Origin of the sequence: Trinickia sp. Y13 (assembly GCF_029522115.1) — a bacterium.
Classification (GTDB): Bacteria; Pseudomonadota; Gammaproteobacteria; order Burkholderiales; family Burkholderiaceae; genus Trinickia.
In genome coordinates, this window is sequence record NZ_JAKWFK010000019.1 from 26255 (window position 1) to 50703 (window position 24449).

General features: G+C 65.4%; 18 protein-coding genes. 11 read left to right on the forward strand and 7 right to left on the reverse strand.

Translation table 11 applies throughout. The features are described from left to right. Positions 1–2: 2 nt before the first annotated feature. From trpB to MMB74_RS24410, 10 genes are all read left to right on the forward strand, one after another. Complete coding sequence (gene trpB / locus MMB74_RS24365) at positions 3–1196, forward strand: tryptophan synthase subunit beta (RefSeq protein ID WP_277431230.1); 1194 nt, start codon at positions 3–5, stop codon at positions 1194–1196. A gap of 11 nt (positions 1197–1207) precedes the next feature. Next, entirely contained in the window at positions 1208–2080 is an 873-nt protein-coding gene (locus tag MMB74_RS24370; RefSeq protein WP_277431231.1) for a site-specific DNA-methyltransferase, read from the forward strand. Between the two features lie 26 nt (positions 2081–2106). Further along, positions 2107–2907 carry a tryptophan synthase subunit alpha gene (trpA, locus tag MMB74_RS24375; RefSeq protein ID WP_277431232.1) on the forward strand — a complete coding sequence of 267 codons (801 nt, stop codon included), beginning with the start codon at positions 2107–2109 and terminating at the stop codon, positions 2905–2907. A 105-nt stretch (positions 2908–3012) separates the two neighbouring features. Next, positions 3013–3885: an acetyl-CoA carboxylase, carboxyltransferase subunit beta gene (gene accD, locus MMB74_RS24380; protein WP_277431233.1), complete on the forward strand. Its 873-nt coding sequence runs from the start codon at positions 3013–3015 to the stop codon at positions 3883–3885. A gap of 47 nt (positions 3886–3932) precedes the next feature. Beyond that, positions 3933–5243 carry a bifunctional tetrahydrofolate synthase/dihydrofolate synthase gene (folC, locus tag MMB74_RS24385; protein WP_277431234.1) on the forward strand — a complete coding sequence of 437 codons (1311 nt, stop codon included), beginning with the start codon at positions 3933–3935 and terminating at the stop codon, positions 5241–5243. 49 nt (positions 5244–5292) lie between these two features. Beyond that, positions 5293–6195 carry an SPOR domain-containing protein gene (locus MMB74_RS24390; protein ID WP_277431235.1) on the forward strand — a complete coding sequence of 301 codons (903 nt, stop codon included), beginning with the start codon at positions 5293–5295 and terminating at the stop codon, positions 6193–6195. 8 nt (positions 6196–6203) lie between these two features. After that, positions 6204–6698 (forward strand): CvpA family protein, encoded by a 495-nt coding sequence (locus MMB74_RS24395; protein WP_277431266.1) that lies wholly within the window; start codon positions 6204–6206, stop codon positions 6696–6698. A 60-nt stretch (positions 6699–6758) separates the two neighbouring features. Continuing rightward, positions 6759–8306, forward strand: coding sequence for an amidophosphoribosyltransferase (purF, locus tag MMB74_RS24400; RefSeq protein WP_277431236.1), 1548 nt, complete (start codon positions 6759–6761; stop codon positions 8304–8306). 283 nt (positions 8307–8589) lie between these two features. Next, positions 8590–9780, forward strand: a complete 1191-nt coding sequence (locus MMB74_RS24405) for an O-succinylhomoserine sulfhydrylase (protein WP_277431237.1) — start codon at positions 8590–8592, stop codon at positions 9778–9780. Between the two features lie 306 nt (positions 9781–10086). Then, complete coding sequence (locus MMB74_RS24410; protein ID WP_277431238.1) at positions 10087–10782, forward strand: hypothetical protein; 696 nt, start codon at positions 10087–10089, stop codon at positions 10780–10782. Here MMB74_RS24410 and MMB74_RS24415 read toward each other — a convergent pair. Together MMB74_RS24415 and MMB74_RS24420 are read right to left on the reverse strand one after the other, a co-directional pair. Further along, positions 10727–11569 carry an AraC family transcriptional regulator gene (locus MMB74_RS24415; protein ID WP_277431239.1) on the reverse strand — a complete coding sequence of 281 codons (843 nt, stop codon included), beginning with the start codon at positions 11567–11569 and terminating at the stop codon, positions 10727–10729. The genes MMB74_RS24410 and MMB74_RS24415 overlap by 56 nt on opposite strands. 38 nt (positions 11570–11607) lie before the next feature. Next, on the reverse strand, positions 11608–11949 hold the full coding sequence (locus tag MMB74_RS24420) for an FKBP-type peptidyl-prolyl cis-trans isomerase (RefSeq protein ID WP_277431240.1): 342 nt from the start codon (positions 11947–11949) through the stop codon (positions 11608–11610). Between the two features lie 180 nt (positions 11950–12129). Here MMB74_RS24420 and MMB74_RS24425 point away from each other — a divergent pair, with 180 nt between their 5' ends. Further along, a complete protein-coding gene (locus MMB74_RS24425) occupies positions 12130–12900 on the forward strand; it encodes a HAMP domain-containing sensor histidine kinase (protein WP_277431241.1) in 771 nt (256 codons plus the stop codon). Here MMB74_RS24425 and treY read toward each other — a convergent pair. The 5 genes from treY to glgB form a co-directional block, all read right to left on the reverse strand. Beyond that, positions 12887–15760: a malto-oligosyltrehalose synthase gene (gene treY / locus MMB74_RS24430; RefSeq protein ID WP_277431242.1), complete on the reverse strand. Its 2874-nt coding sequence runs from the start codon at positions 15758–15760 to the stop codon at positions 12887–12889. The two genes, MMB74_RS24425 and treY, sit on opposite strands and share 14 nt — an antisense overlap. Continuing rightward, entirely contained in the window at positions 15757–18024 is a 2268-nt protein-coding gene (gene malQ, locus MMB74_RS24435) for a 4-alpha-glucanotransferase (RefSeq protein WP_277431243.1), read from the reverse strand. The genes treY and malQ overlap by 4 nt, the downstream gene beginning before the upstream one ends. Continuing rightward, entirely contained in the window at positions 18021–19943 is a 1923-nt protein-coding gene (gene treZ, locus MMB74_RS24440; protein WP_277431244.1) for a malto-oligosyltrehalose trehalohydrolase, read from the reverse strand. The genes malQ and treZ overlap by 4 nt, the downstream gene beginning before the upstream one ends. 37 nt (positions 19944–19980) lie before the next feature. Further along, positions 19981–22119 (reverse strand): glycogen debranching protein GlgX, encoded by a 2139-nt coding sequence (gene glgX / locus MMB74_RS24445; RefSeq protein WP_277431245.1) that lies wholly within the window; start codon positions 22117–22119, stop codon positions 19981–19983. A 72-nt stretch (positions 22120–22191) separates the two neighbouring features. Next, entirely contained in the window at positions 22192–24405 is a 2214-nt protein-coding gene (glgB, locus tag MMB74_RS24450; protein ID WP_277431267.1) for a 1,4-alpha-glucan branching protein GlgB, read from the reverse strand. Positions 24406–24449 lie beyond the last annotated feature (44 nt).

The window sequence follows — 24449 nt, forward strand, 5'->3', positions numbered from 1 at the left end:
CCATGTACGACCTTCCGGATCAACGGGGCCATTTCGGCCCATACGGCGGCACTTTCGTCGCCGAAACGCTCGTCCATGCGCTGGACGAGCTGCGCTTGGCCTACGAGCAGTACAGCAAGGACCCCGAGTTCATCGCCGAGTACGAGCGCGAGCTCAAATATTTCGTCGGGCGCCCGTCGCCGATTTACCACGCGCGGCGCTGGAGCGAGCTGCTCGGCGGGGCGCAGGTGTTCCTCAAACGCGAGGACCTCAATCACACGGGCGCGCATAAGGTCAACAACGTGATCGGCCAAGCGTTGCTCGCCAAGCGCATGGGCAAGCCGCGCGTGATCGCCGAAACGGGCGCCGGCCAGCATGGCGTCGCGACCGCCACGATCGCAGCGCGTTTCGGCATGGAATGCGTCGTCTACATGGGCGCCGAGGACGTGCGGCGGCAAGCGGCCAACGTCTATCGAATGAAGCTGCTCGGCGCCACCGTCGTGCCGGTCGAGTCCGGTTCGCGCACGCTCAAGGATGCGCTGAACGAAGCCATGCGCGACTGGGTCACGAACGTCGAGAGCACGTTCTACATCATCGGCACGGTTGCCGGTCCGCATCCGTATCCGATGATGGTCCGCGATTTCCAGCGGGTGATCGGCGACGAGTGCCGCGTGCAGATGCCCGAACTCACGGGACGCCAGCCTGACATGGTCATCGCCTGCGTCGGCGGCGGCTCCAACGCCATGGGCATCTTCTATCCCTACATCGACGATGCGGCGGTCAAGCTCATCGGCGTCGAGGCCGCGGGCGACGGGATCGAGACGGGACGGCACGCCGCCTCGCTCATCGGCGGCAGCCCCGGCGTGCTGCACGGCAATCGCACGTACCTGTTGCAGGACGAGAACGGCCAGATCATCGAGACACATTCGGTGTCGGCGGGCCTCGACTATCCGGGGGTCGGCCCCGAGCACGCCTGGTTGAAGGACAGCGGCCGCGCGCAATACGTCGGTATCACCGATGAGGAAGCGCTCAAGGCGTTCCACGATTGCTGCCGGATCGAAGGCATCATCCCCGCGCTCGAGTCGAGCCACGCGCTCGCTTATGCGGCCAAGATCGCGCCTTCGCTTTCTCGCGAGACGCATCTGCTCGTCAATCTTTCTGGCCGCGGCGACAAGGATATGCATACAGTCGCCGAACGCTCGGGCCTCGCGCTCTGAGCCACCGAAGCATGCGCGATCTCATCGACGAATTCGACGCACCGCGGCCTGCGGCCGCGGGCGGCGCGCTCGGCAGCTCGGGTGCGCCGCGTCCGGCCATCGATCTGCGCAACCGCGATTTCTTGGCGGATGCGCAGACGGTGCCGGACGGATCGATCGATCTGATCGTCGCCGATCCGCCCTACGGCCTCGGCAAGGATTACGGCAACGATTCCGACATGCGCTCGGGCGAGGCGTTTCTCGAGTGGACGCGCGCTTGGCTCGAGCTGGCCGTTCCGAAGCTCAAGGCGAGCGGCTCGCTATACGTGTTCTGCACTTGGCAGTACGCGCCGGAAATCTTTTCGTTCTTGAAGACCAAGCTCACGATGGTCAACGAGATCATCTGGGACCGGCGCGTGCCGAGCATGGGCGGCACGACGCGGCGTTTCACGTCGGTGCACGACAACATCGGATTGTTCGCCGTGTCGAAGGACTATTACTTCGACCTCGACCCCGTGCGGATTCCGTACGACGCAGCCACGAAGAAGGCGCGCTCTCGCAAGCTGTTCGAGGGGAGCAAGTGGCTCGAGGTGGGCTACAACCCGAAGGATGTCTGGTCGGTGTCGAGGCTGCATCGGCAGCATGCCGAGCGCGTCGATCATCCGACGCAAAAGCCCCTCGAGATCGTCGAGCGGATGGTGCTCGCAAGCTGTCCGCCGGGCGGGCGCGTGCTCGATCCGTTCATGGGCAGCGGCACGACGGCGGTGGCCTGTGCGCGGCATGCGCGCGCATTCGTTGGCTATGAGATCAATGAAAATTACTGCGCGATCGCGCGCGAACGAGTCGCCGCTGTCAGCGGCATATCGTCCGACGCGCCCGCCGTTGCCTTGGAAGCGGCACGGTAGTCGCGCTTATTGGCAGAGAAGACATCATGTCCCGCATCGAACAGACTTTCGCGGCCTTGGCCGCACAAAACAAGAAGGGGTTGATTCCCTTCATTACGGCTGGATATCCGGACCCGGCCCGCACGGTGGAATTCATGCATGCGCTTGTGGCCGGAGGCGCCGATGTGATCGAACTGGGCGTGCCGTTCTCGGACCCGATGGCCGATGGCGCCGTCATTCAACGTTCGTCCGAACGCGCGCTGGCCCACGGCGTGACGCTCAAGCACGTGCTGGCCGATGTGAAGCGGTTCCGCGAGCAGGACGCCACGACGCCGGTGGTCCTCATGGGATACGCCAATCCGATCGAGCGCATGGGCATCGAAGCGTTCGTTGAAGCGGCGGCGCAAGCAGGCGTGGACGGCGTTCTCACGGTGGATTACCCGCCCGAGGAATCGGTCGACTTCGCCCGGAGCATGCGCGCGGCGGGTATCGATCCGATCTTCTTGCTCGCACCCACTTCGACCGATGCGCGGATCGCGGCCGTCGCCGAGGTGGCGAGCGGCTACGTCTATTATGTGTCGGTCAAAGGGGTGACCGGTTCGGCAAATCTGGACGTTTCCAGCATCGCGAGTAAAATCCCGGCGATCAAGTCGCAAGTAAAGCTACCTCTTGGGGTCGGATTCGGTATTCGTGACGCCTCCACGGCGCGTGCGGTTGCCGAGGTGGCCGATGCCGTGGTCATTGGTAGCCGCCTGGTGCAGCTACTCGAACAGGCGCCGGCGCAGTCGGCCGCAACGGAGCTGACGGCGTTCGTTGCCGAGATCCGCAAGGCGCTCGACGCCGGTTGAATGTAGCGCAGGGCCTCTCGCCGGACGGGGGAAGCTGGCCGGCGCGGGGTGGTGAAGGCGCTGCGTGCGACGTACGTACGGAACAATACAATTGAAGGAACAACGATGAGCTGGCTCGACAAGCTATTGCCGCCGAAGATCAAACAGACCGATCCGAAAAGCCGCAAAGGCATCCCGGAAGGCCTTTGGGTCAAGTGTCCGTCGTGCGAGGCGGTGTTGTACCGCAACGACGTCGAGGCGAATTTGCATGTTTGTCCGAAATGCAGCCATCACATGCGCATCGGCGCGCGCGCGCGCCTTGACGGGCTGCTCGACGCGGAAGGCCGTTACGAAATCGGTCAGGAGATCGTTCCGGTCGATGCACTGAAGTTCAAGGACAGCCGCAAGTATCCGGACCGCATCAAAGATGCGATGGACGAAACCGGAGAAACCGATGCGATGGTCGTGATGGGTGGCGCGATTCATACGCTGCCGGTCGTCGTTTCTTGCTTCGAGTTCGCGTTCATGGGCGGGTCGATGGGCTCGGTCGTCGGCGAGCGCTTTGCGCGCGGCGCCCAAAACGCGATCGAGCAACAAGTCCCGTTCATCTGTTTCACGGCCTCGGGCGGGGCGCGGATGCAGGAAAGCCTGCTGTCGTTGATGCAAATGGCCAAGACGACTGCAATGCTGACCAAGCTTGCCGACGCCAAATTGCCGTTCATCTCCGTACTGACGGACCCGACGATGGGCGGCGTATCGGCGAGCTTCGCATTCCTTGGCGATGTCGTGATCGCAGAGCCGAAGGCATTGATCGGCTTTGCCGGCCCGCGGGTGATCGAGCAGACGGTGCGGGAGAAACTGCCCGAAGGCTTCCAGCGCGCCGAGTTCCTGTTGCAAAAGGGGGCGATCGACATGATCGTCGATCGCCGCAAGCTTCGCGAAGAGTTGGCGCGTCTGATCGCGCTGCTCACGCGCCAGCCCGCGGATGCCGTCGCCTGAACGGTAAGTCAACTGCAGATCTCACGCGGGACGGCCCGCGGTTTTGGATGACTCATTTTCCCACTCTCGACGCTTGGCTCGCGCATCTCGAGTCGGCGCACCCGGTCGGCATCGACATGGGGCTCACGCGCATCGGCCAGGTCAAGGATGCGCTCGGACTTGCGTTTCACTGTCCTGTCATCACGGTGGGCGGCACGAATGGCAAGGGATCGACTTGCGCGATGCTCGAGTCGATCCTGCGCGCGTCCGGCTACCACGTTGGTTGCCATACGTCGCCGCACCTGCTCGAGTTCAATGAGCGCGCGCGCATCGACGGCCGCAATGCGACCGACGACGAGCTTCTGCCGCATTTCGAAGCGGTTGAGGCGGCGCGCACGCGCTTGGCCGAACCCGTGTCGCTGACTTACTTCGAATTCACGACGCTTGCGATCTTGCACTGGTTCGCGTCGCGCGAGCTCGATGCCGTGATTCTCGAGGTCGGGCTTGGCGGGCGGCTCGACGCCGTCAATATCGTCGACGCCGACTGCGCAATCGTGACGAGCATCGACATCGATCACACGGAGTATCTCGGCGATACGCGCGAGAAGATCGCCTACGAGAAGGCGGGCATTTTTCGCCCTGGCCGGCCCGCGATCTGCGCCGATCCCGCTCCGCCGCAATCGTTGATCGATCATGCGCAAGCGATCGGCGCCGAACTCTGGCTCTTCGGGCGCGACTTCCGCTACGAAGGCCAGGCGGGTAGCGAGCGGCAACAGTGGAGCTACGTCGGCCCTACGGCGCGGCGCTCGGCGCTCGCCTATCCGGCCCTGCGCGGGGCGAATCAGCTGATCAATACGTCCGCGGCGCTGGCCGCGCTCGAGGCGCTGCGAGACCGGCTGCCCGTTTCCGCTCAAGACGTGCGGCTCGGGTTGGCCAACGTCGAGCTGCCCGGGCGCTTTCAGGTGCTGCCTGGACGGCCAGCGATCGTGCTCGATGTCGCGCACAATCCCCATGCGGCGGCCGTCCTGGCTCAAAATCTGGGCAGCATGGGCTTTTTCCGCTACACCTACGCCGTCTTTGGGGCGATGCGCGACAAGGATATCGCGGGCGTCGTCAAACATCTCAAAGGCGAAATCGATCACTGGTGCTTGACCGATTTGCCGCTTGGCCGAGCCGCGAGCGCGGCGGACCTGGATGAGATCCTGCGGACCGAGGGCGTCGAAGACGGCCCCGACAGCAGCATCCGCCGTTTCGCCTCGCCGGCCGAAGCTTTCCAAGATGCGCTGAGCCGAGCGACGGACGATGATAGAATCGTGGTTTTCGGTAGCTTCTATACTGTTGCGGGCGTCATGGCCTACCGCAAGTCGCGGCAACATTGACCGACGCGCGCCGCACTGACGGCCGCCCCCCCTCGAACTCAGCGGATTCATGGGCTTTTTCTCGTTCGGCAAAAAAGACGACACGCCGCGCCGGCGTGGCGCCAGCGCTAGATCCGCGCGTAGCGGTGGCACGTTCGAGGCACGCGACGAGCGACCGAGCCGTCGCAAAGAGCGCGCGGCCGACGCCGATGCGATGCTGCTCGATCCGACGCTTCCAGAAAAGCAACGGGCGCGCCGGCGCCTAGTTGGCGCGATCGCGCTCGTGCTCGCCGCCGTGGTCGTCCTGCCGATGGTGCTCGATTCCCATCCGAAGCCGGTGACCAACGACATCGCGATCGACATTCCGAATCGCCCGGCAACGGTTCCGTCCCGCGCTAGCGACGACATCCCCGAGGACACGCAAGACGCCGTTGCGCCCGATCGCGCCGATGCGAGCGGTGCGACGGCTTCCGGTCCCGGCACGGCGGGGCTGGCTGCCGCGTCAGCCAGCGGGACCTCGCAGTCTTCAAGCCGTGCGCAAGGCGCGACCAAACGGACGGAATCCAAGCAGGCAGAATCCAAGCAGACGCAATCGAAGCAGACGCAATCGAAGCAGACGAGCACCGCCCCGGCGGCGACTCCCCCCGCGGAGGCAGCGCAAACGGCGAAAACCGTCACCGTTCCCGGCCCCAGCGCGGCAAAACCCGATTCGGGTACGCCGGCGGCACCGCCCGGTTCGCGTTTCGCCGTACGGCTCGGCGTGTTCGCCGACGAGGCAAGCGGCCGCGCATGGGAGAGCAAGCTGAAGGCGGCGGGCGTGCCCGCTTACATCGAACATCGCAAGCAAGCCGATGGCAAATCCCGCACGATGCTGTTCGCCGGTCCGTTCGCCGATCGCGCGGCGGCGTCCGCGGCGGTCGCGAAGGTGCGCGAGGCCGGCTTGGCGGCGGGCACGGGCAACGCGTCGCAGTGACGGCATCGATGCTTACCGCGTTCGATTACGCCGTGCTTGCGGTGATCGGCCTGTCGGCGCTGCGCGGTGCGTGGCGCGGGTTGCTTTCGGAAATATTCGGCCTGATCGGCTGGGTCGTGGCTTTTTTTGTCGCTTCGCGCTATGTGCAGCTCCTGGTGCCCTATATTCCAAGCGACTGGCCCGGCGGTGCGCTCACGCAGTGGTTGCTGGCGTTCGCGGCGATCATGGTGGGCGTGGTGCTCGTGGCGAGTGTCGCGAATGCGCTGATCGCACGGTTGGTGGCCGTGACAGGGCTGGGCGGCGTGGATCGGTCGCTCGGATTGCTGTTCGGTATCGTGCGCGGCGTGGTGTTCGTGTTGTTGCTCGTGGCGCTGGCCGGGTTGACCGAACTGCCGAAGCAACAATTTTGGCGCGACGCTTTGCTGCGGCCCTATGTCGAGCGAGGCGTGCATGAGTTGAAGCCTCTGCTTCCCCCGGCGCTCGCCGCGTACGTTCGCGTGTGAAGCGCGTGCGTCGGCCCCATGGCCGGCACCATCGTTTTTCGTATCTTTGAAGGACCTGCCATGTGCGGCATCGTAGGCGTAGTCTCCCACTCCCCGGTCAATCAGTTGATCTACGACAGCCTTCTGCTGTTGCAGCATCGCGGCCAGGATGCGGCCGGTATCGCGACGGCGAACGGCAGCACTTTCCACATGTACAAGGCCAACGGCATGGTGCGCGACGTGTTCCGCACGCGCAATATGCGCAGTTTGCCGGGCACCGCGGGCATCGGCCAAGTGCGGTATCCGACAGCTGGCTCGGCCTCGAGCGAAGAAGAGGCACAGCCGTTCTACGTGAATGCGCCGTTCGGCATCATCCTCGCGCATAACGGCAATCTGACGAACTGGCAGCAACTGAAAGACGAGATGTTCCGCATCGACCGGCGTCATGTGAACACGAACTCGGACACGGAAGTGCTGCTCAACGTGCTCGCGCACGAGGTGCAACTGGCAAGCTCGGGCCTGCAGCTCGATCCCGGCACGGTGTTCAAGGCCGTGGCGGGCGTGCATCGCCGCGTGCGCGGTTCGTACGCCATCGTTTCGTTGATCGCCGGTTATGGATTGCTGGCGTTTCGCGACCCGTACGGCATTCGCCCGCTGTGCATCGGCAAGCATGAAACGGAACACGGCGTCGAGTGGATCGTCGCATCGGAATCGGTGGCCGTCGAAGGCATCGGATTCGATTTCGTGCGAGACGTCGCGCCCGGCGAGGCGATCTTCATCGACAACGACGGCCATCTGCACAGCCAGCAGTGCGCGGATACGCCGAGCCTGAACCCCTGCATTTTCGAGTACGTCTATCTGGCGCGTCCCGATTCGGTGCTCGATGGCGTCTCCGTCTACAACGTGCGCCTGCGCATGGGCGACTACCTCGCCGCCAAGATCAAACGCGTCCTGCCCGACGTGCCGATCGACGTGGTCATGCCGATTCCCGATTCGTCGCGGCCCGCCGCGATGCAGGTGGCGGCCAAGCTCGGCGTCGAATACCGCGAAGGGTTCTTCAAGAACCGCTACGTGGGCCGGACCTTCATCATGCCGGGCCAGGCGGTGCGCAAGAAGTCGGTGCGCCAAAAGCTCAATGCGATGGCGATCGAGTTCAAGGATAAGAACGTGCTGATCGTCGACGATTCGATCGTCCGCGGCACGACTTCACACGAGATCGTGCAGATGGCGCGCGATGCGGGGGCGAAGAGCGTGATCTTCGCGTCTGCTGCGCCGCCCGTGAAGTTCCCCAACGTGTATGGCATCGACATGCCCACGCGCAGCGAACTCGTCGCCCATGGCCGCACCGACGAGGAAGTCGCCAAGATCATCGGCGCCGATCATCTCGTCTATCAGGATGTCGATGCGCTCAAGCAAGCGGTGCGCGACATCAATCCGATGCTGACGCGTTTCGAGGCGTCTTGCTTCGACGGCGATTACATCACGGGCGATGTCACGGCACAGTATCTCGACGTCATCGAACGCGCCCGGCTCTCGCCGCAATCGCAGTCGGAGCGCGATTCGGCCGGCGACGCCGTGGACGGCGCCATGACGCGCTCGCAACTGCATTTGCAGCTGTCGGTCGAGTAAGCCGCGCCGGCCCGCGTCGTCGGGCGGCAGGCGTGCGCTGGGATGGGCGTGCTAAGATGCCACTCAGCGTCGATTTGAATTCAGCTTGCGGACGCGGGGCGACCCGAAACAGCTAAAGCGAAAGACGGCGATTGCGCCGTCCGACGCCGAGACGGACCCCGCATACGAAGCCCGCTTTTGCCGACGCGAAGCGGGCTTTTTGCTGGCTGCCGCTTTTGCGGCTGCCGGCTTCCAGACTCCGGCGAAACGGCGTCTAACGCTCAAGGCATAAGGCATCAGGACTATGGACGACTCTTTGAACTTCGATACGCTCGCCGTGCGCTCCGGCACTGTGCGCACGGACTACAACGAGCACTCGGAAGCGCTCTTCTTGACGTCGAGCTTCTGCTTCAACAGCGCGGCCGAGGCGGCAGAACGCTTCAAGCATTCCGAGGATTACTACACCTATTCGCGCTTCACGAATCCGACCGTCACCATGTTTCAGGAGCGCTTGGCGGCGCTCGAAGGCGGGGAAGCATGCATTGCGACGGCCTCGGGCATGAGCGCGATCCTGTCGGTCGTGATGGCGGCGATGCAGGCGGGCGATCATATCGTCAGTTCGCGGGCGCTGTTCGGCTCGACGCTCGGCATGTTCTCGCAGATATTCGGCCGCTTCGGCATCGCGACGACATACGTCGACCCGAACGACCTCGATGCGTGGCGCGCGGCGGTGCGGCCCGAGACGAAGCTGTTTTTCGTCGAGACGCCGTCCAATCCGCTCACCGAACTGTGCGATATCGAGGCCATCGGCAAGATCGCGAAAGCGGCGGGGGCCTTGTTCGTCGTCGACAATTCGTTCTGCAGCCCGGCGGTGCAGCAGCCTTTGAAGCTTGGGGCCGATGTCGTCATGCATTCCGCGACGAAACTCATCGACGGTCAGGGACGGGTGCTAGGCGGTGCGCTGGTCGGCACGCGCGCCTTCATCATGGAAAAAGTGTTTCCGTTCGTGCGCACCGCTGGGCCGACGCTGTCCGCGTTCAATGCGTGGATCCTGTTGAAGGGGTTGGAGACGCTATCGCTGCGCGCCGAGCGCCATTCGGCCAGCGCGCTGCATGTGGCGCGCTGGCTCGAGTCCAATCCCGGCGTGAAGCGCGTCTTCTATCCGGGACTCGAATCGCATCCGCAATACGAGATCGCGCAGCGCCAGCAACGCTCGGGCGGCTCGGTGCTCGCATTCGAGGTGGTCGGCGACACGCCCGAGGCGCAGCGCGCCAACGCTTGGCGCGTCATCGACGGGACGAAGCTGTGCTCGATCACGGCCAATTTGGGCGATACGCGCACGACGATCACGCACCCGGCAACGACCACGCACAGCCGGATCACGACAGAAGCGCGCGCTGCGGCCGGGATATCCGAGGCCCTGCTTCGCGTGGCGATCGGGCTCGAGGATGCGGACGATATCTGCCGAGACTTGGGGCACGGCTTGCAGCAGTGAGCGTGGCGAAGTGCGACCCGCTTTGCCGGAGCACCGCGGGCAGGTCCCCGCGGTGAATCGCTTCGTTCATCGACAATGTGAGACAACCCCTTGGTGCCCGCTGCCGGGGCGACGTTAGCGATTTACCTTTTCGTCGCTGGATGCTACGTTGGCTCCAAGTTTGCATCTGCTGCGCGGGTCGTTTATCCATTTGCCGCGCTTCCTCCTCGAGAGATACCGATGCCGGGTCATGCCTTCTCTGCTCGTGAGCCCAAGCACGCAGGGCAGCGGGATTCGATAAGGGACCACAAGGCCGCTAAGCGGGCCATGAGCGACGTGAGGCGGGTGGCCCCCGATGTCAACGCTTTCAAGTTCTTCGACAGCACGAGGAAATACCCAAAACGAGCGAATCTTTTTGCCCACGGCGAACTCGGTAAGGACGGCACGGCGCTCATAGTCGGTTCCGAGCACGGGCGGCTCGACCCGGGGGCATTCGCCGAAGCGGCGGGAGATCTTTCCGGCGTGGACTGTATCCGCCTCGTCATCTGTCACTCGGCGAACGGCGATGAGCGCTCTTTCGCGCAGCAGTTCGCGAATATCACCGGCAAGCGAGTGAAGGCCTTCAAAGGGACCGTGGCGGTTCACCGAAGGACCTCTATTGACGATATGGTCTGGGCTTACGACATCAACTTCGATGCGGCGTCTGACCATGCAACACAGCAAAACATGCATGAGCCCGCCGCTTATGCGGCGGAACAGGCCAATTCAGCGCTCAACGGCTATTACAGCGCATACCGAATGAAACTGGCGAAGTCCAGGCCCTGGAAGCATGTCTTCGAATGCGTCAACCCGTTTAATTGGACCTACGTGCCCAAATACTTCGAGCCCCAGGCAGTTGATGCGAGCGACGAACCTGCGGAGAACGAACCCGCATCGGACGTCGATGATCATTCCCCGCGCTCGGCCCTCAATGCGCCGGCTTCCCCCGCCATTGGCCTGGAGGAATCCCAAAGCGTCGCGTGAACGCGTGCGTAAAGGCGCTCTGATCGCCGAAACCGACCGTCAGTGCGACGTCGGTCAAAGTTTTGCGCGAGGCGCACAGCAGTACGAGCGCCGTGTCTAGGCGAAGCCGCTGCAAATAGCGGTGAGGCGTCGTGCCGAATGCTTCCTCGAACAACTGATGGAAGCGCCGCTCGCCCAACCCGCAGTGCCTCGCGAGATCGACCACGCGCAGCGGCTCGGATAGATGCGCGCGCAACCAGTTGTCGATGCGCGCGTAGTCGAGCCGAGAAGCGGGGGCTTGCACGCCGACGTTCTCGCCCAAAACGATGGCCAAGCGCGCCGCCGTGTCCCATGCCAAACGGCGCGCTCGCTCGTTCATGCCCACCGAGCGGGCGAGATCCGCATCGCTGCGTTCCGCTTCGCTTGCTTCGTGGCCGCCGGCCGGTGTCGCCGCCGGCATGGCGCGCGCCGCATAGGAAGCGGTATCGCGCACGAGCGCCGCGAGCGCGTCGTTCATCGTCAATGCCAACGCGCGCGAAAAAAAGCGTTCGGGCAGTGCGAGCGATGCGCAAGGCACGTCGAGCACCAACTGCCGGTTCTCGCCGACGCCCGCATACTCGTGGCGCGAACCGGCCGGAATCAACCACGCGTGACGCGCGTCGATACGGTGGCCGACACCGTCGACGGCCATCTCCATCACACCGTCCACGCCGAGCACGATCTGATGAAACGCATGCACGTCACAGGCGCTGTCGGCGCCGTAACGACGCAGCGACAAGGCGGGCGATTCGATCGCGCGATCGTTCATCTTCGTATGGCTTGCTTGCGTCGCTCGCCGGCCGACGCTTATGCCTGGAGCAACTCGACTTCAAAAACGAGCGTCGCGTTGGGCGGAATCACGCCGCCCGCGCCACGCACGCCGTAGCCCAGTTGCGGCGGAATGGTCAGACGACGCACGCCGCCCACTTTCATGCCCTGCACGCCTTCGTCCCAACCCTTGATGACCATGCCGCCACCGAGGACGAAGGCGAACGGATCGTTGCGGTCCTTGCTCGAATCGAACTTCTGACCGTCTGTGAGCCACCCCGTGTAGTGCACGGTGACGGTCGTGCCCGCCGCGGCCTCGGCGCCTGCGCCCACGGTCAAATCTTCGTACTTCAACCCCGATTCTGTAGTGACGGTCGTCATGGTCGTTACGCTCCAATGGTGATGAAACCGCCATTGTAGGCGTTCAGCCCGGCACGGTGCCTATAATGTCCGTCTGCTCAACACGCTTACGGCGTCACCCGGTTGTGCAACGTTGCGGGCCGCGCTTGCTCGCGCGCCGCCGCGGCCCGGGCCGCCGAGCGACTTTTCGAGAGGCCGACCGTGTCGACGTTTTCCCACGCCGTTGCCGCATCCGACGAACGTCTCGCTCATCTGCGGGCCGAAGTCGCGCTGTTCATGCGCGATCATGTTTTGTCCCTCGTCTCTCACGATTTACGCAGCCCGCTCAATGCGATTCATAGCTGGGCGTATGTCCTCGAACGCAAGCTCGATGCGACCGATGCATCCGCTCAGCGCGCGCTGGCCGGCATTCGCTCGGGCGTCGAGCAGCAAGTGAAGCTGCTCGAGGATGCCGTCGACAAAACGCGCGCGGAAACCAAATCGTTGCCGCTCGCGCGCGAGTCGTTTCCGATCAGTGCGGCCGTGGAGCGCGCGCTCGCGGATGCGAGGCTCGCCATCGTCGAAGCGCGCGGCACGCCCATCGAGATTCAATCGTCGGTCGATGCGCAGTGGTGCGACGGCGATCGCGAGCGCCTCGCTCAAGCGATTTGGACCATGCTCGTTTTTGCTACCGAAGCGAGCGCGCCCGGCGCGGCCATCACGCTCGCCAGCAGTCTCGAGAACGCGTCTTGGCGCGTCGAAGTGGGTTATACGGCGAGTTTCGCTGCGTTGTCCGATGCCGAGTTGCCGCACGCCATGGAGCCCTTCGCGCGCAGTCAGGCGATGCAGCCCCGCGAGGCTGGGCGCATTGCGTGGGCGCTCGCGCTGCCGCAACGCGTCGCAGCGGCACATGGGGGGGCCTTCGAACAGAGTGCGACCGTCGACGGCGAGCGCTCGTCGCTCGTGCTGCGCGTGCCGCTTACTGCGCAGTGACGGGCACGCCTTCTTCGACGAGCAGGGCGACGGGCAGTGCCCTCAACGCTTCGCGCAAGTAAAGCCTGCCCGCTTGGTCAGCTTTCTGCGCGGCGGGACTGAGGCAGTCGAACAGTGCGCGTCCCGCGAGGGCGGCAGGCAACTCGATCGAAGTGTCCTCCCACGCGCTCGGATCGACGAGGGGCAGGTCGCCGGACTCGGGCAGCAGCGATGCGGACAGCCGGGTGGCGATGACGATCGCGTACGCGTCGCCGTGCTGGCGTGCGAAGGCGATCGCGTGACGCGCGCGCGTGCCGGATACCGTCAGCGGAATGTACGAGCCTTCGAGAAACAGCGCCGGCGACACGGCGCGCAGCGTCAGCGCGCGATGGACGATCCCGAGCTTGACGCGGCCGTCGCGCCAGTTGTGCAGTTGTTCGCTCGGCGGCGTGTCGACGAGCCAGGCACTGCGCCGGCCGAAGTCGACAGGCCGACGGTTGTCGGGATCGACCAAACTGAAATCCCACAGCTCGGCGCCCTGGTACAAATCGGGTACGCCCGGCGAGGTCATTCGCAAGATCGTTTGCAGCAGGCTGTTGATCGCACCGGCTCGCTCGATGCGAGCGATGAAGGACGACAGTTCCTGCAGAAATCCCTCCCGCCGCTGCGGCGCCAGGATATCGAACAAGAAGGCGCGCGAGGCGGCTTCGTAGGCTTGGTCGGGAGCATGCCAACTGGTCTGCCGTTTCGCTTCGCGCGCGGCCTTCAACTGCCATTGCGCGACGCGTTCGGCGAATCCTTGGACGGCGTCGGCATCGGCATGGTCCAGCTCGTAAGGCCATGCGCCCACCAGCGTTTGGTAAAGCATCGCTTCGGCAGCGGGTCCCGGCGCCCAATCCGGCGCGGGTCCAGGCAAGGGCGTGCAAGCCGTCGAAAGTCCGATAGGCGACGGGGAGGACGAGGCACGACGATGCGGCGCGTTGAGCGTGGACCACGCGCGCAGTTTCGCAGTCCATTCATCGGCGATTTCGCTCAGCACGGCAAGCCGGGCGCGCACGTCTTCGCCTCGTTTGTGATCGTGAGTGGCCGTCGCCACGAGCGCGTACGGGAAACGCCGCGCGCGCTCGAGATTCGCTTCGTGGAACCCATCGACGCTCAGCGCGAATTCGCTCGGGTCGGCGCCCACTTCGTTGCGTGACAACAAGCGGCCGTAGCGATAGAAGGTCGTATCTTCGATCGCCTTGGCGGCCAGCGGCGCGGTCAGTTGGGCAAACAGCGTTGCAGCGGTGCGCCGTTCGCGGCTCGGCGGCGCGCCATCGGCGGCGCCCGGTTCGCGCTGCCCGCCGAGCGATGCATCGATGAACGCGAGCACGTCATGGTCGCCGTGCGCCAACGCACTGCGCGCGGCGTTCAATGCTTGGCGGAAATAGGCATCGTCGGCGGCCGTGCGTACGCCGGCGGCCGGATACATGCGATACACGGGGAAGTGCACCGCCAGTTCGGACACCGCGCGCCGAATCGCGCTGAACGTGAAATCGCGCGTGCTCGGGTTCTCGCGTGCGATGCGGTGCAGGCCGCGTGCCGCTCGATCGAGTTCGGCCGATAGGTTTTCGGCAAGGATCTTGCGCCGCGCCTCCCGGGCCGCATCGGCAAAGGTTTCGCGCGACCCCGAGAGCTCTGCCCATGCGGCCGTCAGCGCCGCCTCGCCTTGCGGATCGTGCAGCAGCGCGCCGACATCGCTCATGAAGTCGTAACCCGTCGTGCCGTCGACGCCCCAGTCGGCAGGCAACGCTTCGCCGCGCGCGAGAATCTTTTCGACAACGACGTAAGCGCGCGAATGGTCGAGCTGCGGCGGCCGCTCGGCTTCGCGCTCGGTGAGCTTCTCGCGCAGGCGTTGGCAGTACTCGCGCGGATCGACGAGACCGTCGACGTGGTCGACGCGCACGCCATCGATCACGCCTTGCGCGAACAAGCGCAAGACGAGCGCGTGCACGGCATCGAACACTTCGGCGCGCTCGGTGCGCACGGCGGCGAGCGTGCCGATGTCGAAGAACCGCCGCCAATTCACCTCGTCCGCTGCGGTTCGCCACCAGGCGAGCCGAAAGAACTGACGCTCGAGCAGGCGATGCAACCGCTCGCGCGAGGCGGGCGTGCCGGGCGAATAGGCTTCGAGGGCCGCGTCGAACGGTTTCGCTCCGTGTTCCGCCGCAAATGCGCGCATCGCTTCCAAGGCCGCCTGCGCTCGCTCGCGGTGTTCCGATTGCGTGGTCAGGCCGTCGAAGCGATCGGCGAGGGCGGCCAATGCCGCAGGCGCTGTTTGCGTCGCGGCGCGCAAGATCTGCGGATAGTCGATCGGGCAAATCGGGAATCGATGCTCGGCATAGCAAGCGAAGAATCTGCCTTGCCCCGCATCGAACGAGAGCGTAATGCGGCCGGCCGAGAGCGCTTGGCCGTAGGGCGCACCCAAGCACGGCGCGAGCACTTTGCCGCGCAGCGCAGGATCGGGCGAGTGCCAGTCGATGTCGAAGTGGCGCGCGTAGGTGCCGTGGCGGCCCCATTCGAGGATGTCGAGCCACCAGCCGTTATGGCCGCCCGCGATCCCCATGTGATTCGGTACGATGTCGGCGATGAGCCCCATTTGCCGCGCATGCACGGCATCGGCCAGTCGCAGCAGCGCGCCTTCCCCGCCGAGTTCCGGATTCACGCGCGCATAATCGATCGTGTCGTAACCGTGCAGCGACCCGGGAACCGAGGCTGTGATGGGCGACAGATACAAGTGGCTCACGCCGAGCGTGGCAAAGTAGTCTACGTGCGCGAGCGCATCGTCGAACGTGAAGCCGCGGTGAAGCTGCAGGCGTAGCGTGGAGCGCGGGACGGTCATGGCTTGCGGGACGGTTCGGGAGCGGGGCTGGGGGCGGATCGAGCACGCGTGCCGCGCCGGCGTTTGCTCGATAGCGCGAGCAGACGGTCGGTCAAGGCGCTGTCTTCGAATAGCGCATCGATGGGCGAGGGCAGACGTCTGCGCCAGTTCGGGTGCTCGTCGATCGAGCCCGGCAAGTTCGGTTGATCGGCGAGACCCAACAGGTCTTCGAGCGGATAGAGCGCGAGCGGAGCTGGCGTCGACGCCACGAAGGCGATCGCTTCATCGATCGGCGCCTGATCTTTGGGCGGCGCGCCGACGCCCAATGGCGCCACGCCCGCATGCTGGAACGCGCGCCACAGCGCATGGCGATCGGCCGCCCGCTCGGTCTGGGCGAGCGCCACCGGATCGCGGCCGTCCGCGCGTGGGGCGGTTTGGCCGATGCGATCGCGCCAGGCGATGTCGGCGCCGCTCCACCAGCCCGCAATCGTCGGCAGGTCGTGCGTGGTCGTCGTGGCGAGCGCGCTTCGGCTCCACTGCGATGGCGGCATGAAGCTGCCGCCTTCTTCGCCGCGTTCGAACCAGAGCACGCGGATGCCGAGCAAGCCGTGCCGCGCCAGGCGGTCGCGGAATCCGTCGGGTACCGTGCCCAAGTCCTCGCCGATCACGATCGCGCGGTGACGCGCCGATTCGAGCGCGATCAAGCGCAGGAGGTCCGTGATCGGGTAGCGCAAGTACGCGCCGTCTGCCGCGCTCGCGCCTTCGGGCACGAGCCACAACCGTTGCAGGCCGAGCACGTGGTCGATGCGCATGCCGCCGCCATGGGCGAAGGTGGCGCGCAGCATGTCGATGAAAGCACTGAAGCCCTGGCTGCGCATGGCGCGCGGCGAGAACGTGGTCAGCCCCCACGCCTGACCGGCTTGATTGAACAGATCGGGAGGCGCGCCCACCGAGACGCGCTGCAACATGTCGTCGGGATAGGACCACGCGTGGCTGCCTGCGCTATCGCAGCCGACGGCGAGATCCGTCACGACGCCGATCGCCATGCCGGCTTCTCGTGCGGCTTGCTGGGCGCTTTTCAGGCCGTTGGCGGCGAGCCACTGCAGAAAACGATGGAAGTCGACTTCATGGCGATGATCGCGCGCGAATGCCTGCACCTGCGGGTTGCGCGGATCCGTGAGCGATGCGGGCCAATCGCGCCAATGATGGATGCCGTGCTCGCCCCGCTCGATGGCGTCGATCGCTTCGAAGCGTGCGTGGTCCTCGAGCACCTGTCCCCCGTGCGCGCAGAATGCGTCGAATTGCGCAGCGAGCGGCGTGGCGCTCGCTCGCTCGTGCGCGCAAAACCGCTCGTAGAGCGCGCGTAGCACCGTCAAGCGCAGCGTCAGCGCACGCGGCCAATCGACGAGCGGCAGCGCTTCGGCTTCTGCCCATGCTTCCCGCAGCGAGCGTTCGCCGCTCGCGCGGGGCGAATCGAGTACCGATGAGAGCGCATCGGCGCCAAACGCGGCGGCCGGATCGATGTGGGCGATGTTTAGAAGCAGCCGAGACGACGGAGAGTAGGGGCTGAACTTGCCCGCATCGGCGCTGAACATCGCGTGCGTGGGGCTGATGGCCAATGCGTCCGCGCCTGCTTGCGCACCATGGCGCGCTAAGCAGGCGAGCGCGGTGTAATCGCCGATGCCGCCATCGCCTGCGCGACGCAAGCCGTAGAGTTGCGCCCCAATGCCCCAGATCGCCGCCGTGCGCGGCGGATCGGCGTCGGCGCGCCGTGCCGCCTGGGCGGCGCCGATGCCGCCTGCGTCGCGGCACGCGTCGTCGATCGTATAGCAGCGCGGCGGTGCAACCGCGAGCCGTATGCGTTGCCCCCCGAGCTCGAGCGTGTGATAGCCCGGCTCGGCGATCGGCGCGAGCAGCGCCGATTCGCCTTTGGGCGTGCCCAAGCGGCCTTCGACGACGCCGCCGTTCTCGAGTTCTATGCGGTAGGTCGCGCCCGCCTGAGCTGGCGAAATCGGTAGCGCCGTCGCGCGATGGCACTCGGCCGTCACGAGCGGGGGCAGTGCTCGCTCGGCGCGTTCGGCATCGAGCAGCGCCAGCGTCTCGTTGGCCCGCTCGCGCGTATCGCACGGCAAGCCCAGCGCGGCCAGCAACGTGGTGAGCGTCTCGGGCTTCACGCGATGCGTTCGTTTGTTCGCATCGTCCCAGTGGACTTCGAAGCCGGCGCGCGCGGCGATCCGCTCGACCGTTTCGCGGCCGGGCGGCGAGGAGGCGGCGGGTCCGCTCATGCATCGCTCCTTGGCGGTGTGGGAGCGCGGACGTCATGCCCCAAAGCGAACGTGTTGACGTCGCCCGTGAGCCAGGCGACGAACGCATAGCCGGGCAGCGCCTTGCCATCGACGATGTCGCGCGTGCGCGGCGGCGTTTCGAAGATGATCATGCCTTCGGGCTGTTCATCGAATGGCAGGGTATCGGCGGTCAGACTGAGCGCGATGGTCAAGGTCTCGCCGTCGCCCAGCCGCCAGCGCGCGACGAGCGCATTGGCGTCCAGGCCGCCGGCCGTTCGCAACAGCGTCGCGCCGAGCGCGCGGGCGCCGCGCAAGCGCGGCGCAATGAGCTTTGCGCGCACGGCGAGTGCGGAGCGATAGAAATGCAGCCAGCCGGTCCGGTCCCCGGCTCCGTTGGCCCGCGATGCGGCGCCCGCGCCGTTGTTCGGCTCTTCTTCCGTCGGCGGCGAAGACAACGCGAAAGTCTGCGCCGCATTCGGATCGGGGATGCGCGCGCGTCGCTCTGGATCGCTGAAAGCCGAGAACTTTGCGAATTCGCGCCGCCTGCCGTCGCGTACGGCTTGAGCGAGTTCGCCGCCGTAATCGGTGAAGTACAAAAACGGCTGCGTCGAGCCGAACTCTTCCTCCATGAACAGCAGCGGAATTTGCGGCGACAGCAACAAGAGGGCCGTGGCCGCAAGCAGCGCCTGCGGCGCGCAGAGCGTGCGCAAGCGTTCGCCGAACGCGCGGTTGCCGATTTGATCGTGGTTCTGCAGAAACATGACGAAGGCCGTCGGCGGCAAGTGCGCGCTCGGCTCGCCGCGCGCCGCACCGTCGTGGATCGGTGAGGGCTCGCCCTGATAGACGAAGCCCTCCGACAGCACGCGCGCGAGTTTCGCAATGGGCTTATCCGCGTAGGCGCGGTAGTACCCCTCGTGTTCGCCGGTGAGCAGCACGTGCAGCGTGTTGTGCGCATCGTCGTTCCATTGCGCGTCGAAGTGCGTTTGCAGCAGGCTGGCCGTATTGCGCTCGTTCTCGAGAACGAGGTGCACCTGTCGTTGCGGTGCGATCGAAGCGTGCACGCGATCGGCTAGCTCGCGCAGCCAACCGTCGTCGCCGATGGCGTGGACCGCATCTAGGCGTAGGCCGTCGAAGCGGTATTCGTGCAGCCAATAGAGTGCGTTCTCGCAGAAGTACCCGCGCACTTCCCTGCGCCGAAAATCGATGGCGGGACCCCAGGGCGTCACGACGTCGTTGCGGAAAAAGGCGCGCGCGTACTGCGACAGATAATTGCCCTCGGGGCCGAAGTGGTTGTACACCACATCGAGCAGCACCGCGATGCCCAATTCGTGCGCGCGATCGATCAGCGCTTTCAGATCTTCTGGGCGCCCATAAGCGGAATCGGGCGCGAACGGCAGCACGCCGTCATAGCCCCAGTTGCGATGGCCGGGGAAATCGTTGAGCGGCATCAACTCGATCGCCGTCGCGCCCAGTTGCGCGATGTGCGGCAGGCGGCGAGCGACATTGGCGTAGCCGCCGAGCGCCCCCACGTGCAATTCGTAGACGACCATCTCCTCCCACGCGCGCCCGCTCCATTGCTCGCACAGCCAACGGTAGGCGAGGGGGTCGACGACTTCGCTCGGCCCGTGCACGTCCTCGGGCTGAAAGCGCGAAGCCGGGTCCGGCACGGCCAACTCGCCGTCGAGACGATAGCGGTACCGCGCGCCCGCGCCGCATGGGGCGTGCGCTTCGAACCAGCCCTGGCCGGCGGGCGACATGTCGACGACGCCCGGTTGCCCTTCATACTCCCATTCGACGCGCACGGCCGAGCGCGCCGGCGCCCAAAGACGAAAGCGCGTATGCGTGGCGCCCGTAGGCTCTCGTATGACCTCGGCGCCGAACGGCAACCGATACGCGAGCTCGGATCGGTGGTCGGACATATCAGCGGCTCCTTGTGTGCGCATTCGGAACGATGATCTAAGCACCTGCCGCGCCGGCATGCGGCGAGCGCTCGGGTTGCGGCGGTTGCGCGGCGAGTAACGCGAAACCGTGCGCACCGACTCGCATCTGTTCGCCGTCGAGTCGATGCGCAGGCGAGCCGGGGTCAGTGCTGTCCGCGAGCACATTCCATTCCAGGCGCGGCGCGGGCGGCGAGAACATGAGATCGGTCTCGGAGCCGTTGTGCATCAACAGCAGCACCTCGATGTTGCCGTCGAGGTCGCGGCCCGCGCGGCGCAACGTCAGCGCGCGCGCCTGCGGGTCTTGCCATGCCTCGCTCGTGAGCGGCTCGCCGCGTTCGTCGAACCAGTCGACGTCCTTGATGCCCGGTGATACATCGACGTCGCCGCGCAAGAAGCGCGTATCGCGCAGCAGCGGATGCTGGCGCCGCAGCGCGATCAGGCGCGCTGCAAACGCAGTCAGCACGCGGCCTTCTTCCGATTCGGCCAGGTGCCAATCGAGCCACGACAATGCGTTGTCCTGACAATATGCGTTGTTGTTGCCTTGCTGGCTGCGTCCGAATTCGTCGCCGGCAGCGAGCATCGGCGTGCCGAGCGAGGTAAAGACGCTCGCGAGCATCGAGCGTGCGACCCGTGCGCGCGTTGCGTTGATCTGCGCATCTTCGGTGGGGCCTTCCACGCCCCAATTCGCGCTGCAATTTTCGTTGTGGCCGTCGGCGTTGTTCTCGCCGTTCGCTTCGTTATGTTTCTGTTCGTAAGCGGTGACATCGGCAAGCGTGAACCCGTCGTGCGAAGCGACGTAGTTCACCGATGCCGACGGCCGTCTGAAACGATGATTGAACAGTTCCGCGGAGCCGGCGATGCGCGCGGCGAGTTCGGCCCGCATCCCCGCATCGCCGCGCCAGAAGCGCCGCACGCAATCGCGGAATTTATCGTTCCACTCGCCGAAGCCCGGCGGATGGCGGCCAACCTGATAGCCGCCGGGGCCGACGTCCCAGGGTTCCGAGATCAGCTTGCGCTGCGATAGCACCGGGTCTTGCCGAATCACGTCGAAAAATCCCGACCCGGGATCGAAGCCGGTGCCTTCGCGCCCGAGCGTGACGCCCAGATCGAAACGGAATCCATCGATGTGAAAGGCGCTCACCCAATAGCGCAGCGAATCCATCACCATCTGCAGCACGCGCGGATGCGACAGGTTCAGCGTGTTGCCGCAGCCGGTATCGTTGATGTAGTAGCGCTCGTCGCCGGGAATGAGCCGGTAATAGCTGGCATTGTCGAGTCCGCGCCAAGACACGGTTGGCCCCAGTTCGTTGCCTTCGCAGGTATGGTTATAGACCACGTCGAGAATGACTTCGATGCCGGCCGCGTGCAGTTGCCGCACGGCGATGCGCACTTCGTTCAAGCGGCGGCTCGAAAGGTATGAAGGGTGGGGCGCGAAAAATGCGCTCGTGTTGTAGCCCCAATAGTTCGTCAGCTTGCGTTCGAGCAGGAAGCGCTCGTCGAGAAAAGCGTGAATCGGCAGCAATTCCACCGCGGTGATGCCGAGCTTGTGCAGGTGCTCGATGAAGCGCGGGGACGCGAGCGCGGCGAAGGTGCCGCGCTCGTGTTGGCGCACGTCGGGATTGAGCATCGACACGCCCCGCAAATGGACTTCGTAAATGACGGTCTCCGGCCATGGCACTTCGGGGCGTACGTCGCGCGACCAGTCGAAGGCTTCGTCGATCACCACGCATTTGGGCATGGCGGGCGCCGAGTCGCGTTTGTCGAGCGACAAGTCGTGCCGGCTCGAATGCGGGCGATAGCCGAACAGCGCATCGGATGCGCGAAACGACCCCGTCAGCTTTTTGGCGTAGGGATCGATCAGCAGCTTGGCCGGATTGAAGCGATGGCCGTATTGCGGCAGGTAGGGGCCGTATGCGCGCAGCCCATAGACCGTGCCGGGGTGCGCGCCGGGCAGATACCCATGCCAGATTTCATCGGTGCATTCCGGCAGCGGCAGACGCGCGAGCTCCTTGTGTCCGGCCGGATCGAACAGGCACAGATCGACTTGCTCCGCATTCGCTGAAAACACGGCGAAGTTCACGCCGAGCCCGTCCCACGTCGCGCCGAGCGGATACGGCGTGCCGGGGTCGAGCCGGCTGGGTAGGGAGTTCGACATGCCGCGTCCTTGTTCTGATGTGAATCGCTGCGCTCGTGTCGCGTCGGGCTGGGGGCGCCAAGGCGTCGGCCGTCACTCGGCGCGCAGCACGATGGTGGCGAGCGGCGGCAACGTCAGCACGACCGATTGCGGCTTGCCATGGCTGGCGATCTCTTCCGTGACGACGCCGCCGGCATTGCCCACGTTCGATCCGCCGTATGCGGCTGCATCGGTGTTGAGGATTTCGGCCCACCAGCCGGCGCGCTGCATGCCGATCCGGTATCCGTGGCGCGGCACGGGCGTGAAATTGCAGACGACGGCAACCTCCCGCCCGCTGCCGTCGCAGCGCCGATACGCGAAGACGCTGTTCGAAGCGTCGTCGCCGACGAGCCATTCGAAGCCGCCCGGATCGCAGTCGAGCGCATGCAACGCCGGTTCGGCCGCATACAGGCGGTTCAAGTCACGCACGAGCGTTTGCACGCCGTGGTGCATCGGCTCGTCGAGCAGGTGCCAATGCGGCGACGCGTCGTGGTTGAATTCGGCGTATTGCGCGAACTCGCCGCCCATGAAGAGCAGCTTTTTGCCCGGGTGCGTCCACATGAAACCGAAGTACGCGCGCAGATTGGCGAATTGTTGCCAGCGGTCCCCGGGCATCTTGCCGAGCAGCGAGCCCTTGCCGTGCACGACTTCGTCATGCGAGAGCGGCAGAACGAAGCGTTCGGAATAGGCGTAGACCATTCCGAACGTCATGTTGTGATGATGGTAGCGGCGATAAACGGGGTCTTCCTGCATGTAATGCAGCGTGTCGTGCATCCACCCCATGTTCCACTTGAACTGGAAGCCGAGCCCGCCTTCCTCGGGGCGGGCCGTGACGCCGGGCCATGCGGTCGATTCCTCGGCGATCGTGATGGCGCCCGGCACGCCCGGGGCATATTCGACCTCGTGGTTGACGCGTTTCAAGAATGCGATCGCCTCGAGGTTTTCGCGGCCGCCGTAGATATTCGGCACCCACTCGCCCTCGGCGCGCGAATAGTCGCGGTAGAGCATCGACGCAACCGCATCGACGCGCAAGCCGTCGACGTGATAGCGCAGCAGCCACGCGAGTGCCGATGCGACCAGGAACGCGCTCACCTCGTTGCGGCCGAGGTTGTAGATCATCGTGTTCCAGTCTTGGTGGTAGCCCTCGCGCGGGTCTTGGTGCTCGTAAAGCGGCGTCCCGTCGAATTGGATCAGGCCGTGCGCGTCGTTCGGAAAGTGCGCGCTGACCCAATCGAGAATCACGCCTAGCCCGGCCTCATGCGCGCGATTGACGAAATGTGCGAATCCCTGCGGCGGACCGAAACGCGCGGACGGCGCGAACGGCGAGAGCGGCTGATACCCCCACGAGCCCCCGAACGGGTGTTCCGCGATCGGCAGGAATTCGACGTGCGTGAAGCCCATCCCGAGTGCGTACGGGATGAGCCGATCGGCCAGCTCATACCAGTCGAGCCCGCGGCGGCCGTCCTCTTCGATGCGCAGCCAAGACTCGGCGTGCACTTCGTAAATGGCGATCGGCGCGCGTGCGTTTTGCAGTGTGCCGCGGTTGGCGATCCAAGCGCCGTCCGTCCAAGTGAATTGCTCGAGCGCGCCCCAATCGGCGACGATCGACGCCGTGGCGGGCGTGCGCTCCGTTTGCAGCGCGCAGGGGTCCGCCTTCAGGGGCAACGTGCGGCCGTCGCGCGCGACGATTTCGTACTTGTAGCGTGCGCCCGCCGCGAGACGCGGCACGAACAGCTCCCACACGCCGGCCACGTGCCGCAGGCGCATCGGATGGCGGCGGCCGTCCCATGTGTTGAAGTCGCCGACGATGGATACGCGTCGCGCATTCGGCGCCCAGACGGCGAAGCGCACGCCAGGAATGCCTTCGAGCGTGCAAGGCCGCGCGCCCAGACAATCGAGCACCGCATAGGGGTCGGCGCGCGCCAGGCGCGCGAGAGCGTCTTCGGACAACGCCGGCCCGAAGGAGTAAGGATCTTCCGTCTCTTGCTCGACGCCATGCCAATCGACGCGAAGCCGATAAGGTTCGGCGCGCTTCACAGGTCCGGCGAACAGCCCGCCCGCGTCGATCTGCCCGAGCTTGCCGAGGCATTCTCCGTTTGCGCGCGAGAGAACCTCGACGCCGGCGGCGCCGGGCAGCATCGCGCGCACGGCGTAGCCCGAACTCGTGCGGTGCATGCCCAGTTGAGAAAACGGATCGGGGTGCCGCCCGTCGACGAGCGCTTCGATATCGACAGGATGCATGCCCGCCAGCGGATCGCGGTCGGCGATCTCGCGAATGCGTGAAGTTTGATCGTTCAAGGAGCCCATTTCCG